The organism is Gilliamella sp. BG3, assembly GCF_046635605.1.
GTDB lineage: Bacteria > Pseudomonadota > Gammaproteobacteria > Enterobacterales > Orbaceae > Gilliamella > Gilliamella bombi.
In genome coordinates, this window is the sequence record NZ_JBIDFE010000033.1 from 1 (window position 1) to 13,912 (window position 13,912).

Annotated in this window: 11 protein-coding genes and 2 pseudogenes; 3 read left to right on the plus strand and 10 right to left on the minus strand. The window is 38.0% G+C overall.

Annotation, left to right across the window (positions count from 1 at the left end):
- Nucleotides 1–434: 434 nt before the first annotated feature.
- The 6 genes from ACGH6S_RS11195 to ACGH6S_RS11220 all read right to left on the minus strand — a co-directional run bounded on the left by ACGH6S_RS11195 (nucleotide 435) and on the right by ACGH6S_RS11220 (nucleotide 9,883).
- Nucleotides 435–1,853, minus strand: coding sequence for a hypothetical protein (locus ACGH6S_RS11195; protein WP_411579541.1), 1,419 nt, complete (start codon nucleotides 1,851–1,853; stop codon nucleotides 435–437).
- Between the two features lie 817 nt (nucleotides 1,854–2,670).
- Entirely contained in the window at nucleotides 2,671–4,083 is a 1,413-nt protein-coding gene (locus tag ACGH6S_RS11200; RefSeq protein ID WP_411578917.1) for a hypothetical protein, read from the minus strand.
- Nucleotides 4,084–4,955: 872 nt separating this feature from the next.
- Entirely contained in the window at nucleotides 4,956–6,404 is a 1,449-nt protein-coding gene (locus tag ACGH6S_RS11205) for a hypothetical protein (protein WP_174798637.1), read from the minus strand.
- 817 nt (nucleotides 6,405–7,221) lie between these two features.
- Nucleotides 7,222–8,583 carry a tRNA uridine-5-carboxymethylaminomethyl(34) synthesis GTPase MnmE gene (gene mnmE, locus ACGH6S_RS11210; protein WP_296317207.1) on the minus strand — a complete coding sequence of 454 codons (1,362 nt, stop codon included), beginning with the start codon at nucleotides 8,581–8,583 and terminating at the stop codon, nucleotides 7,222–7,224.
- Nucleotides 8,584–8,683: 100 nt separating this feature from the next.
- Nucleotides 8,684–9,307 carry a YdcF family protein gene (locus tag ACGH6S_RS11215; protein WP_411578919.1) on the minus strand — a complete coding sequence of 208 codons (624 nt, stop codon included), beginning with the start codon at nucleotides 9,305–9,307 and terminating at the stop codon, nucleotides 8,684–8,686.
- Between the two features lie 12 nt (nucleotides 9,308–9,319).
- The gene (locus ACGH6S_RS11220; protein WP_174798640.1) at nucleotides 9,320–9,883 is read right to left on the minus strand and encodes a DNA-3-methyladenine glycosylase I; all 564 of its coding nucleotides are present in this window, start codon (nucleotides 9,881–9,883) and stop codon (nucleotides 9,320–9,322) included.
- A 233-nt stretch (nucleotides 9,884–10,116) separates the two neighbouring features.
- Between ACGH6S_RS11220 and ACGH6S_RS11225 the strand changes: the two genes are divergently transcribed.
- Nucleotides 10,117–11,466, plus strand: coding sequence for an MFS transporter (locus tag ACGH6S_RS11225; protein WP_065589464.1), 1,350 nt, complete (start codon nucleotides 10,117–10,119; stop codon nucleotides 11,464–11,466).
- 466 nt (nucleotides 11,467–11,932) lie between these two features.
- Here ACGH6S_RS11225 and ACGH6S_RS11230 read toward each other — a convergent pair whose 3' ends face one another.
- Entirely contained in the window at nucleotides 11,933–12,433 is a 501-nt protein-coding gene (locus tag ACGH6S_RS11230) for a GNAT family N-acetyltransferase (protein WP_180214384.1), read from the minus strand.
- Between the two features lie 25 nt (nucleotides 12,434–12,458).
- Nucleotides 12,459–12,877 (minus strand): annotated as a pseudogene (locus tag ACGH6S_RS11235) (transposase); the annotation flags it as partial.
- A 150-nt stretch (nucleotides 12,878–13,027) separates the two neighbouring features.
- Between ACGH6S_RS11235 and ACGH6S_RS11240 the strand changes: the two are divergent.
- Nucleotides 13,028–13,270 (plus strand): annotated as a pseudogene (locus ACGH6S_RS11240) (IS5/IS1182 family transposase); the annotation flags it as partial.
- 20 nt (nucleotides 13,271–13,290) lie between these two features.
- Here ACGH6S_RS11240 and ACGH6S_RS11245 read toward each other — a convergent pair.
- Both ACGH6S_RS11245 and tnpB read right to left on the minus strand, forming a co-directional pair.
- On the minus strand, nucleotides 13,291–13,449 hold the full coding sequence (locus ACGH6S_RS11245) for a hypothetical protein (RefSeq protein ID WP_411578920.1): 159 nt from the start codon (nucleotides 13,447–13,449) through the stop codon (nucleotides 13,291–13,293).
- Between the two features lie 75 nt (nucleotides 13,450–13,524).
- On the minus strand, nucleotides 13,525–13,794 hold the full coding sequence (gene tnpB, locus ACGH6S_RS11250; RefSeq protein ID WP_411578921.1) for an IS66 family insertion sequence element accessory protein TnpB: 270 nt from the start codon (nucleotides 13,792–13,794) through the stop codon (nucleotides 13,525–13,527).
- Here tnpB and ACGH6S_RS11255 point away from each other — a divergent pair.
- Nucleotides 13,685–13,912, plus strand: a 228-nt coding sequence (locus tag ACGH6S_RS11255; protein WP_411578922.1) for a hypothetical protein, incomplete at its 3' end; no start/stop codon positions are given. The genes tnpB and ACGH6S_RS11255 overlap by 110 nt on opposite strands.

Consider the following 13,912-nt stretch of genomic DNA (forward strand, 5'->3'; position numbering starts at 1 on the left):
AAACATTTTGACCTTTGGTTGAATAATTAATATTGCTAATAACACCTAAAACACAAACACACCCAACAGCCCAGTTTGGCGTACTAACTTTACTTCGTTATCGGCATATTTTGATGCTGTGATAAGGCAGGCATATTAGCATTGTGGTGCTATAAGTGTGTTTTGCTCTAAAAAAGTTCAGGTAGACTATTGATTTTATTGAAGTTTTTATTTGCATTTTTAAATAAAATCAACCGTTTATAGGATAGTTTTTTATTACATTGAATTTGGCTTTTTAATAAAAGCGCTTTTGTTATTTAATAACAGTGGTTTAATAACCGTGTTTAATAATAAAAGCTCTAGGCTAAAAGTCATTGCTTGTTCAGCGTCCCAACTAACTCACAGGCTGCATGCTTGGTTATATTACCTCTATTTACACCATAAACGCCCATACCCTATTCATAAGGTGTGGCGCAAATAACAGGAAATTGGAACATATCCTGACCATCAGCAATAAGACCAGCAATAAAATCTTTACCCATACCCATAAAATCCATAACCATGCCTTCAGCCGTAACCGCATAGAAGTCACTCGTCCATAAATATTGCAAGGCGGAAGGTTTTTCGCCGTAATCGCCCACACGACCCCATTCAGTAAAAAATCCAGCACCAATTCGTCGTTGATAAAAATTACCTGCTGAAGAAGGTTTAGCACCATCTGCATCGCATGGAAACGGCATCATCGGCCACGAAATACCGCATTTCGCATTGGTTAAATCGCTTATCCGTGACATTTTATAACCCAAACTATCACACCATGTTGATTGTTTTACAAAACCAAACATATGATAATAGTCCAAACCACGACTAACGAACCACTGCTTTAACACAAATCCATACTTCACCTCATTACCAAGGCTATCTGTTCCCACCAACTCAAATGTCTGTGGTAAAGATGGGACTTTCAGTCGGCTAGGAGAATCTGAATCTAGCTGACTAGGACTTGCACTAGGACCATTTAATGTTACCCGCGCAACATAATAATCTTCCTGATATCTCTCAGGAATCCAAATATCACTGTCACTTAATTGGATTGGTCTCCTCCAACTTACCGTCGCTTTTATATCCCCTTTCGTCTCAACATGCCAAGTCAACTGACTTGCATCTCCACCTTCAATACCTAAATCAAAATATAAACCATCTAAGCCCGTAGTTGGAAAATTAAGTCCATAATCGGATGAATTAGTTGCCTGAACAAGAAAACCTTCTTTAGAATCCCATATGTTAGGTGGACCTGCGAAGTCCATCCCCCAACCATCAGTAATACTACCATATCTTAGATTTGGTCTTACGTATCGCACAAAGTAACAACTGCCAGATGAATTCGGTTTGATGTAATATAGCACTGTACTATCATCAAAAGCACTTCTATTTGGCACTCCATACTGAGTTGTTAAACTACCTTCTGTGCTACTTAATATTATTTTATAAGGCGCTTTACAAATATCTAGTGTATCGCTACGATTAACAGCATTACCATCTTTGTCAGCAAAATAAACCGACAAACTTCCCGTTGCCGTAACTTTGTCATCACCATCGCCATCATCATCTCCCCAATTACCTCGAGTAATTAAATCATTTAAACTAATTGAATTTGTCCCCTGTGGCACCGCCATGTGTATATCATTAAAAGCACTTCCATTAATTAAGGTTATCGGATTTGTCGGACTCGATAAATTAGTTGATGGTCTGATGGTACTACCATCAGGCAACTCAATAGCTAATAACGTGTCAGTCGTTGTTGCTTTTATTCGTCCTCCTTCAAACGTAAAGTACGGCGCACTACCATGAATGACCTTAGATGTACTTACCATTAATGCCTGTAAGCTAAATGAATATGGTAATAGCGACATCAATAGCAAAGACAACGGAATTGGAAATTTGAGGATAAATTTTAATCGTGAAACAAATACAAATGAATCGACAGATTTATTTGATAAAATAAAAAATTTTAAGAATTTTTTAAGATTTAAATGGTTAAAAAGATTTAAGACATAGGCCTTCCAGTGCTGAAGTCTAAAATAATACTGCATTACGATCCATCCATTAAATAATTCTTTATATTTATACTTATTTATTCATTAAATAAGCTTATCTTCCATAATAAATAGAATTATAGCTATTAAAAAAAAACTAGCTAGTTTTTTAGCAATTTTTTTGTAAAGAAATGTAAAGATGAGCAGAATGATTAATATTGCTGATAACATCTAAAACACAAACACGCCCAACAGCCCAGTTTGGCGTGCTAGCTTTATTTCGTTATCGGTATATTTTGATGCTGTGATAAGGCAAGCATATTAGCATTGTGGAGCTATAAGTGTGTTTTTTGCTCTAAAATTACTTAGGTAGGTCATTGATTTTATTGGATTTTTTTATTTTTAAATGAAATCAAACAATTATAGGCTAGCTATTTTTTTATTACATTGAATTTGGCTTTTTAAGAAAGGCACTTTTGTTATTTGATAATAGCTATTAATAACAACTTTTTAATAACAGCCAGTTAATAATAAAAGCACAAGCTTTTAATTCGTATCGAACGGGAGCTGTTTTGGCTTTCAGTCATTAAAGCGCAAGGCTCACTGGCCTTGCCTGCTCAGCGCCCTCCTACGTCTACAAATTAAAAAATAAACACTAAGGTGTGGTACAAATACCATACCTGTTGAGAGAGTCCTTATTGCTGTCCACATAGCCATCGTTTGAGTTAACGGCGAAGTGTTTATCGCCTCCTATAGCGTCACTCGTCCAATGATCGAAATAGAGAAAACCTGCATCGGCATAATTATTCATGTAACCCCACTCTGTGAACAAAGCTGCACCAATTTGACGCTGGTAATGATTACCAGATGACGGCGGCGTAGCGCCAACAGCTCCAGTACAAGGGTAAGCAGGATTAACCCCCACTCCAGAACAAACTGCGTTAGTTACCTCATTGACCCGTGAAAGATGGTATCCCAAACTACGGCACCAAGCGGCCTGCTCAGAGACAGAAAACCTTTTATCTGCTCGATGAACAAACCACTGTCTCAACTCAAATCCATACCTCACCTCATTACCACTACTATCCCTTCCCACCAACTCAAACCTCTGTGGCAAAGATGGCACGGTAATTTGACCAGGATTACTTGAACTTAGCTGACTACTACTTGCCCTTGGACCATTTAACGTTACCCGTGTTACATATTTTGATTTATCCGTAATCCATCTATCTTCGTTTGTACCTTGGTTTGGCAACCTCCAAGCCACCGTTGCATTTAGACTACCACTTGTATTAACTGTCCAACGCAACTGACTTGCGTCAATACCCCCTATGTCCAAATCAAAATACAATCTATCTGCTCCTGTAGTAGGAAAGTTTTGGTCGTAAGATGATGGGTTTGTTGACTGAACTAAAAAACCCTTAGCTGGATTCCAAATGTTAGCTGGGCCTGCAAAATCCCATCCATTAGAATTTTTACCAAAATTCAAATTCGGCCTGACCGCACAAATAACGGGCGGTGAAGGTGGTGTGATATAATACTCCGCTGTTCCTCCACTAAAAGTACTACTTCTTGGCTCACCATACTGCGTAGCTAAAGCTCCCTCCGAAATATCTAAGGTTACCTTATAAGGTGCTTTACATATATCTAATGCATCACCACGACTAACGGCACTACCATCTTTATCCGTAAATGATACCGATATACTTCCCGATGCTACAACACCGTTTACACCCTGTCCATCACCATCATCATCTCCCCATTTACCTTGGGTCACTAAATCATTTATATTTATTGAGTCGCTTGATGGCGGGACTATCATTTCAATATCAGCCAAAGTATCCCCTATATTCGGTAACTTGATTGGCGCTGTCGGTGATGAAGAATTATTTTGCGATGTAAATGTTCGACCATCTGATAACTTAATACCTAATAAGTCCTCTGTTTTAGTCACTTTAGTAACACCACCATCAAAGGTTAAATAAGGCGCAGTACCGTGAATGCGCTCAGAAGTCGTGGCCGATAATGCCTGCGATTCTAAAGAGTACGGCAATAACAACAACGGCACTAATGCCAATGGGATTTTTAAAGATAGTTTTGTGGATAATTTCGATGATATAAATAAGTTTCGGGTAAAAACTCGTCGAATAGGATTATTTGATAAATTTAAGACATAGGTTTGCCAGTGCTTGTGCCTTGTGCCTTGTGCCTAAAATGGTACTGCATTTTGTTCCACCTGTCAAGTAATATTTTGTTTTATTTCGATTTTTTATAATTATTCGCTTATTTAATAAGCTTACCTTTCTAAAGCGATGAAAGTATAACCATTTATAAAATAGTTGGCTAGTTTTTTGGCGGACTTTTTTGTAAAGAAATGTAAAGATGAAAACGATTGGCTTTAGAGATAGGTTAATTTTATAATTAAAATAGGGTGTTAGCTTTAGGACTTTTTGATTTTTACGGAATGATTAATATTGCTGATAACATCTAAAACACAAACACACCAAACAGCTCAGTTTAGCGTGCTGAACTTACTTCGTTATCAGCACATTTTGATGCTGTGATAAGGCAAGCATATTAGCATTGTGGAGCTATAAGTGTGTTTTTTGTTCTAAAATCGCTTAGGTAGATTATTAATTTTATTAAATTTTTTATTTTTAAATGAAATCAAACAATTATAGGCTAGCTATTTTTTATTACGTTGAATTTGGCTTTTAAATAAAAGCGCTTTTGTTATTTGATGATAGCTATTTTATAACAACTTGTTAATAACAGTCAGTTAATAACAAAAGTGCAAGCTTTTAAGTCGTATCGGTCGGGCGCTATTAAAACGTTAGGCTCGCTGACTTTACCTGCTAAAAGCCCTAACTTGCGGCCAGGGCTTTATTCTTGCCTATATTGTCCTCTCAGACACCATAACCACCTTTCTCGCAAATATTACTAAGGGGTGGTGCAAACCGCATAATAGCTCCAGGAAACACTGTTGTTGTCGACGTAGCCGTCGAGCGAGGAGACATTGAACTGGTTGTTACCCCTTGCGTCACTTGTCCAGTAATATTTTAAGGTGTTGATGAAGCCCGCATCAGCGTAGCCGTACATTGCTCCCCACTCCGTGAAAAACCCAGCTCCTATATGACGCTGGTAAGCATTATTACTTGATGACGGCGTGCTGCCTAATGCGCCTTGACACCAACTTCCTGAACCCCAACCAGAACAAACTGCATTGGTTAAATCCCTTACCCGCGGCATGCGATAACCCAAACTATTACACCATGCTAACTGGTCACTATAAGTTTTCAATTGACCACCCCGATTGACGAACCACTGCCTCAACTTAAATCCATATCTTACCTCATTACCATTATTATCCCTTCCCACCAATTCAAAAGTCTGTGGCAAAGATGGGACGGTAATTCGGTTTGGATTAGAATTGCTCCACCAGCTCCTTGCCTCTGGACCATTCAACGTTACTCGTGTTACATTCTTAGACTTATCAGTAATCCACTCATCAGCTGGTATAGTATTCCCTTCTGGGTCCGTGAATGTCCCTGAAAGTGGCCTTGTCCATCTCAACGTTGCACTTATATCACCACTTGTATATACAGACCAACTCAACTGACTTGCATCTACTCCAACTATGACTAAATCAAAATACAACCCATCTGCCCCCGTAGTTGGAAAATTTCGGTCGTAAGATGATGAGTTTGTAAATACATCTAAAAAACCCTTCTCAGAATTCCATATACTAGCTGGACCAGCAAAACGTGGGTTATCCCAAGCTTCAATACCTACTGTGCCACCAAACACCAAATTCGGTCTGACCGAACAAATAATAGGATGTGGCGGCAAAGTGATATAATACTCCGCTGCTCCTCCGTAAAGCCTACTACTATTCGGCATGCCATAACGAGTCTCTAAAGCACCCCCTGAACTATCTAAGGTTACCTTATAAGGTGCTTTACATAGACTTAATGCATCACTACGATTAACGGTATTGCCATCTTTATCCTTTATTACTAACGATATACTCCCTGATGCGCTAACTCCATCCACTCCTTGTCCATCCCCATCATCATCGCCCCATTTACCTTGTGTTACTAAGTCATTTATATTTATTGAGTCACTTGATGGCGGAACTATCATTTCAATATCAGCAAAAGTATCCCCTACATTAGGTAACTCAATTGGCGCTGTCGGTGATGAAGAATTATTTTGCGATGTAAATGTTCGACCATCTGATAACTTAATACCTAATAAGTCCTCTGTTTTAGTCACTTTAGTAACACCGCCATCAAAGGTTAAATAAGGTGCAGTACCGTGAATGCACTCAGAAGTTGTGGCTGATAATGCCTGCGATTCTAAAGAGTACGGCAATAACAACAACGGCACTAATGCCAATGGGATTTTTAAAGATAGTTTTGTGGATAATTTCGATGATATAAATAAGTTTCGGGTAAAAACTCGTCGAATAGGATTATTTGATAAATTTAAGACATAGGTTTGCCAGTGCTTGTGCCTTGTGCCTTGTGCCTAAAATGGTACTGCATTTTGTTCCACCTGTCAAGTAATATTTTGTTTTATTTAGATTTTTTATAATTATTCGCTTATTTAATAAGCTTACCTTTCTAAAGCGATGAAAGTATAACCATTTATAAAATAGTTGGCTAGTTTTTTGGCGGACTTTTTTGTAAAGAAATGTAAAGATGAAAACGATTGGCTTTAGAGATAGGTGAATTTTATAATTAAAATAGGGTATTAGCTTTAGGACTTTTTGATTTTTGCGGAATAATTAATATTGCTGATAACATCTAAAACACAAACACGCCCAACAACCCAGTTTGACGTGCTAGCTTTATTTCGTTATCGGTATATTTTGGCGCTCTGATAAGGCAAACTTATTAATATTGTGGTGCTATCGATGTGTTTTTTGCTTTAAAATCGCTTAGGTAGGATATTGATTTTATTTGATTTTTTGTTTTAGTGAAATTAATTCGCTATAAAGTATCTTTGGGAATTTTATATTTTGTTTAAGCCTATTTGAATGCATTTAAATATTACATGCTAGCTTTAATTTGTTCATGATAAAAAATTCTTACTTGAGATGCTGATTTTCTTAGTTGTCAGCACATTTTGATATTGGAATGTACCAACAACTAGGCAATGTTCTGCTTTATAGACTCTATTTAGCGTAGAATTAATGTTTGACCTATTTACCAATACAAAACGAACTGAATATACGGCCTAATAAATCATCAGAAGTAAATTCTCCTGTGATTTCGCTTAAGGATTCTTGCGCTAATCTTAGCTCTTCCGCAAGCAATTCACCAGCATGGAAGGTGACTAGTTGGTGTTTACCATTATTTAAGTGCTCGGCTGCCTTTTCAAGTGCTTGAAGGTGGCGGCGTCGGGCTAAGAATCCACCTTCAGTGCTGCTAGTAAAGCCCATGGCCTGTTTTAGGTGTTCGCGCAATAAGGTAACGCCTTCGCCTGTTCGTGCCGAAAGTTGAATGAGTGAGTAGCCGTTTACTTCGCTATATCCTAGCTTTTCGCCTGTTAAATCGGCTTTATTACGAATTACGGTTACTGGCATATTTTTAGGTAAGCGTTCAATAAATTCAGGCCATAGCTTTTCTGGGTTGGTTTCTGTTGTGGTTGTGCTGTCAACCATAAATAATACACGATCAGCTTGCTCAATTTCTTGCCAAGCACGTTCTATACCAATTCGTTCCACTTCGTCACTAGCTTCTCGTAAACCTGCGGTATCAATAATGTGTAGTGGCATGCCATCAATATGGATATGTTCACGCAGTACATCACGCGTGGTGCCTGCGATATCGGTCACAATGGCAGCTTCACGCCCAGCTAACGCATTAAGTAAGCTTGATTTTCCTGCATTAGGACGCCCTGCTATGACTACTTTCATGCCTTCTCGTAACAGTGTTCCTTGTTTAGCTTCTTGGCGAACTTCGCTTAAACGAGTTATTACTTGGTTAAGCTGTGCTTCTATTTTGCCGTCAGATAAAAAGTCAATTTCTTCTTCAGGAAAATCGATTGCTGCCTCGGTAAATATGCGTAAATGAATTAAGGATTCAACCAAGGCATTCACTTTTTTAGAAAATACTCCTTGCAAAGATGATATTGCCGATTTTGCCGCTTGTTCTGAGCTAGCATCAATCAAATCAGCAATAGCTTCGGCTTGAGCCAGATCTAGCTTGTCATTTAAAAATGCACGCTCTGAAAACTCTCCCGGCTTTGCAATGCGGATGTTAGGAAGTTCTAATATACGCTTTAAAAGTAGATCCAAAATAACTGGACCACCGTGCCCTTGTAATTCAAGTACATCTTCGCCTGTAAAAGAGTGTGGATTTGGGAAAAACAGCGCAATACCTTCATCTAAGATTGAACCATCAGTAGCTAAAAAAGGAAGATAATGCGCATACCTTGGTTTGGGTATTTGCCCTAATACTGCCTGAGCCACGGCTTGGGCTTGGGGTCCAGAAATGCGCAATATACCTACGCCACCACGACCTGGTGGTGTTGCTTGTGCAACAATTGTGTCTGATTTCATATTTATCTGTAGCTGATTTAAATTTCAATAATTAATGATATCATGGACGCAGGGCAAAAACAGTAGTTACCCGTGCTTTTGCCGTGATGCGCCGATAATTCTAGCTAGATGGTTGACTGGGTAATTGGTTTTCAGGGGGGGTACTATCGCTTGGATGGTCGAATAACCAAGAATTTGCTAGTGCTAGGGGTTCTCTTATTAATGCGATATATTTATCTCTTTTAGTCAAATCTAATGGCGCCGCTAAGCCTGATACTTCGTTAATTCCTGAACGTTTAGCAAGCATTAGCGATCGCAATAAATGAAAATCATTGGTTACCACAACCGTTTTGCCTAAAGGTAATATACGATTTGCATAGATAAATTGTTGGGCTGTTCGGGTTGATTTGTCTTCTTGATAAATTCGATTAGCATCGATCCCTTTTTCAATTAAATATTGAGCCATTACACTAGCTTCAGTTGCAGATTCGTTTTTGCCCTGTCCGCCACAAACAACAACTTTGGTTTGTGGGTTATTTTGTAAATAATTTATGGCAATATTTAAACGCTCGGCTAAGGTTGAAGAAGCTATGGCTGGTGTGTTAATCACTTGGGCTCCCAATACGACCAAGGTATCGGCATTTTTTATTGGTTTTTGCAACGAAGATATATAAATCGCAATGTTAGCAATAATGAAATAGGCTAATATTAAGGCTATACCATACTTTATTGATTTTGCTATCATCCATTTTTTCCTTTATTTTTTATAACAATTTTCAAAATGATCGTTAATTAATCCCATGGACTGCATAAAAGCATAACAGATGGTAGAACCAACAAATGTAAAACCTTTGTTTTTTAGCGCTTTTGACATTTTTTCTGATATATCAGTACTTACGGGAACTTCGCTTTTATCATTAAAATGGTTAATAATTGGTTTATTATCAACAAACGACCAGATAAATTGCGAGAAATCTTCACCATTTTTTTGCATGTTTAAATAAGCATGAGCATTTTTTACAATGCTATTTAGCTTTAAACGATTACGAATTAGTCCTTTATTTTTTAAAAGATGTTCAATATCTTCAGGCGTTAGCTGAATAATTTTGTGTGGGTCAAAATTAAAAAAGCAACGTCGATATTCATCTCGTTTTTTCAGAACAGTGATCCACGATAATCCCGCTTGTTGCCCTTCAAGGCAAATTTTTTCAAATAGTTTAAGGCTATCATATTGGGGGTTGCCCCATTCGTTATCGTGGTAATGAATGTATATTGGGTCATCCAAAACCCAACTACAGCGTACTTTGTTGCTATTTGTCATCAAATTTTATCCAATTTATCCATTATTGATTATGCTTTATCGTGATTTATATTTTTTAAGCTTCGATTAGTTGAATTATAAATCAAATAAGTAGTTTTGTTACATACATTAAATTTTTTTATGATGAAAAAAAAGCCTTTTTTTTGTGGCAGAATGAATCTCACGTTTTTAACTTAAATCAATAAAAGATAGATTTTTTATTTTCTAACTTAATTTAATAATAAGGTTTTTCCATGAGTCAGTCTGTAATCAACGCGGAATGGCAGCCTAGTGCTCGACCATTAAATCGGCAGGATTTTAAAACGTTAGTTTTGTCCTCTTTGGGTGGTACATTAGAATTTTATGATTTTGTTATTTATGCGCTTTACATCGATACCATTGTAAAACCACTATTTTTACCGCATTTTTTATCGCCATTAACGTTAGATTTATTTGCATGGGGTATTTTTGCTGCTGGTTATTTGGTTCGTCCTGTTGGTGGCATAATTATGGCGCACTTTGGTGATAAAGTGGGACGTAAGCGGATGTTTACCTTAAGCGTGGCTATGATGGCATTACCAACATTTATCATTGGTGTTTTACCAACTTATGAAGTGATTGGTATTTTTGCACCTCTGTTATTATTAGTAATGCGTATGCTTCAAGGTGCCGCAATTGGTGGTGAAATGCCAGGAGCTTGGGTGTTCATTGCTGAACATGTGCCAAAGCAACGTTATGGTTTAGGTATCGGTACGTTAACTTCAGGTATTACTGGCGGTATTTTACTTGGCTTTATTGTGACTATCATTATTGATCTTTGTTTTACCACCGTAAATATTTTAGATTATGCTTGGCGTATTCCGTTTATTATTGGTGGTATTTTTGGCGTTATTTCGGTTTATTTACGTCGATTTTTATCTGAAACACCTATCTTTAAAGAGTTAGCGGCACGCAAAGCAATTGAAAAGAATATTCCTGTCGTTACCGTGCTTCAAAAACATAAAACAGCTTGCCTAATTGTGGCTCTTTTGACTTGGTCGTTGTCGACGGCAATTATGGTGGGTATTTTGATTACACCGGGTCGTATTGTAGGTGGCATGTACCATTTTGCTAATCTTGATTGGCGTATTGGTGGTTGTATTGCTGCACTAACTTTGACTATCGGTTGCGTTATTTTTGGTTGGTTAGAAGATAAAATAGGTACAACCAAAACAATGCTAATTAACTGGGGCGGACTTGCTATTATGAGCATTGTATTTTATAGCTCTTTGTCGCCAGATATGTCCTTAACTAAACTTTATTCGCTTTGGGCTGTATTTGGGCTATTTATTGGTTCTGTTGCAATGACAGCAATAGTTGGTACAAGAGCTTTCCCTCCTGCGATTCGTTATTCGGGTTTGTCATTTTCGTATAATTTAGCCTATGCGCTATTTAGTGCATTTACACCAACATTAACCATTTATCTATTAAGCCCTGAACATTTATTAGGTCAATATAGTTATCTTGGTGCTGGTATTTACATCTCTTTTGTAGCGTTAATTGCGGTTGGGGTCGGTTTCTTTCCTTTAGCTAAAAATGGCTGGCAAAGTGATGCAAATCATTAATCGATAAAAGCCTAAATAATAAAAACATTAATTATAAAAATATTAGGGCGTGTTGATCTTTCGTGATTATTTTTTAGACGGCATGATGTGAGTTATAATAATTCTGCAAAAAACAACCATAACTCGATTCATCATGCCAAGAACTGATCCTCGCCAAAATATTAGACAGTGCCCACCTCTATTCATAAAGTTTTCTACTTATTCTTTGGTTTCGTAAATACGGTTTAATTTGAAACTCCATTGACAGAACTAATCCAAGCTCATCTTTCAGGCAGCTTATTGAACTTTGATATCAAACGAGGGTTATCTGTACAGCAGGAAAGTTGTGCCTAAAACAGGGAAATGGCAATAAATAGTAACTTATCTAGAGGTATTTAGATCTAAATATAAGCCCAAATGCCTCAAAAAAGCGCGGTTAAAAATTTAGTTTGAGTGAAGCTTTACTGTACAAAGGTCTCAATAAAAATCAAAGTAGTTTATACATATGGTAATTTATCAGTACCTGATTTTCTCTGGATATTTTGTTAGCCCGCTTTATTTTAAAACCCCATTTTTTGAAAATTGGCATGGCCACTTTTGAAGCATCTACACTTAATTGTGTAAGCTTTTTCTGGTGGGCCAAGTCAAGCACATGGTCATAGAGTTTTCTAGCTATGCCACGCTTTTGAAAGTCAGGATGCACATACAGACAGTCTATGTAACCATCATCTCCAAGTTCAACAAACCCCGCAAGGCTTGAGCCAAAGATAGCCATCCAAGGCTGAGTGTTATTTAAACGTTCTAACCACTTCTGATAATCTGGTGGTGTTGAGCACCATGCTTCTTGCTGTGCTTTGCTGTAAATATCGGTATCAATAGCATGAATAGACGAATGAAACAAATCGCATATTTCAGAGGCATAGAGTGAAGAGTATGGTTTTACTTCGATTTTAGATGCAGCATTACCCAATTTGTTTCCTATTTTCATTATGATTTGCTCTAGCAAGACTTTGCACTTCAATATCGCCAACATTGACAAGGCTGGCTTCCGTACTAATAGCTTCGTGAGTATCCACATCAATAGCTAAGTCTGCTTTGCGCCATGTTCTGCTTTCTTACTTTACATTTACCAAAGACTTTAAGGTCTGTCGAATCAATAACGAAATATCGAATAGCCCTCTCGTTTTATTGCTATATTTGGTGTAAATTGTCTTTGAACTTTTACCTATATTAGTGTAACATCCATTGGCTTGAAAGCCAATTCAAAAAAACCTTGCAGTGCAGGTAACGGCATAGAGAAAGTCCCCTCCATCATCAAGGCAGTTTCAATCGCGGTATTAGAGTACTGAAAGCCTCCACCACGCATACCATGATGAGTTTTGCATTGCCACACATCTATAGCTAAATCATTTACCCAAAACATAGCTATACCATGCTAACACAAACCATTATTGCACTACACCCAGTTAGTTAGTCGATCCTGAAAAATTCACAACCATATGATTAACAATGGTTTATAATGACCATCAAACATGGCAGACCCGCTTTTTTGCCCTCCAGAGCCCAAAACGTTGCAGAATCGTTGATTTATGAAAACGAAGAAAAAGCTTTCAGCCCCCGATTGGAGGATATCGTCAGCTCGACCCATCGGTTGGTACGTTTGGCGAAGGTAATCGATTGGGATCGTGAACTGGATCATCACTTTGCTACGGTAGGTGCGGCTGCGTTACCGACTCGCCTGATGACAGGTCTGATGTATCTGCAACACATGAATAAACTGCCATATCATCCGACCAATCTGATTAAATGGCGTCAGCGATTGGGGCGATGTTGTGCCAAACGTCATTACTGTAGGAGACGTTCATAGCCTGCTTTCCAATGGTAAATTTGCTCGTTCTTTTCACCCAACAGAGCTTCTTTTTCTGACAACAGCTTCGCTTGCTCAAGCAATAGCTTCTTAAGCAAATCAATATCATCAGGTAAGTCATTCAGCGTCATTTTCATGGCATAGATTATACCAATCATGAGCAGATGAGCGTGCTAAATTTCGTGATAACGGTAGGTTATTTTTGGGTGGGCTTAATCGAGACTAAGAGGTAAGCCATCCAGTAGCCAATTGACCTGCCTTGGCGATACCTGCAAAGACAATTGCGCATCTTCGATGCCGGGCCATTGAAATACTCCTTTTTCTAAGCGTTTGTAATGCAGCCAAAAACCATTAGTAGACCATTGCAGGATTTTGAGCCGATTACTGATTCGACCGAAAAAGACGAATAAACGATCTGAACATGGTTCTTGTTCTAAGTCGTACGCAACGATAGCCGTCAAGCCATCAATGGATTTACGCATATCGGTTGGACCACAAATCAGAATGACAGGAAGGGACTCGCTTGATCCTCGCCAAAATATTAGACAGTGCCCACCTCTATCATTTTTTCGTTTTGGTAATATTGTTGTTCATATTGTT

Bases quoted from the DNA above. Each gene is read 5' to 3' on its own strand.
- ACGH6S_RS11195 (WP_411579541.1), bottom strand. From the start codon at position 1,853: ATGGTAAGTACATCTAAGGTCATTCATGGTAGTGCGCCGTACTTTACG.
- ACGH6S_RS11245 (WP_411578920.1), bottom strand. From the start codon at position 13,449: ATGAAAATGACGCTGAATGACTTACCTGATGATATTGATTTGCTTAAG.
- ACGH6S_RS11215 (WP_411578919.1), bottom strand. From the start codon at position 9,307: ATGATAGCAAAATCAATAAAGTATGGTATAGCCTTAATATTAGCCTAT.
- ACGH6S_RS11220 (WP_174798640.1), bottom strand. From the start codon at position 9,883: ATGACAAATAGCAACAAAGTACGCTGTAGTTGGGTTTTGGATGACCCA.
- tnpB (WP_411578921.1), bottom strand. From the start codon at position 13,794: ATGCGTAAATCCATTGATGGCTTGACGGCTATCGTTGCGTACGACTTA.
- ACGH6S_RS11225 (WP_065589464.1), top strand. From the start codon at position 10,117: ATGAGTCAGTCTGTAATCAACGCGGAATGGCAGCCTAGTGCTCGACCA.
- ACGH6S_RS11230 (WP_180214384.1), bottom strand. From the start codon at position 12,433: ATGAAAATAGGAAACAAATTGGGTAATGCTGCATCTAAAATCGAAGTA.
- mnmE (WP_296317207.1), bottom strand. From the start codon at position 8,583: ATGAAATCAGACACAATTGTTGCACAAGCAACACCACCAGGTCGTGGT.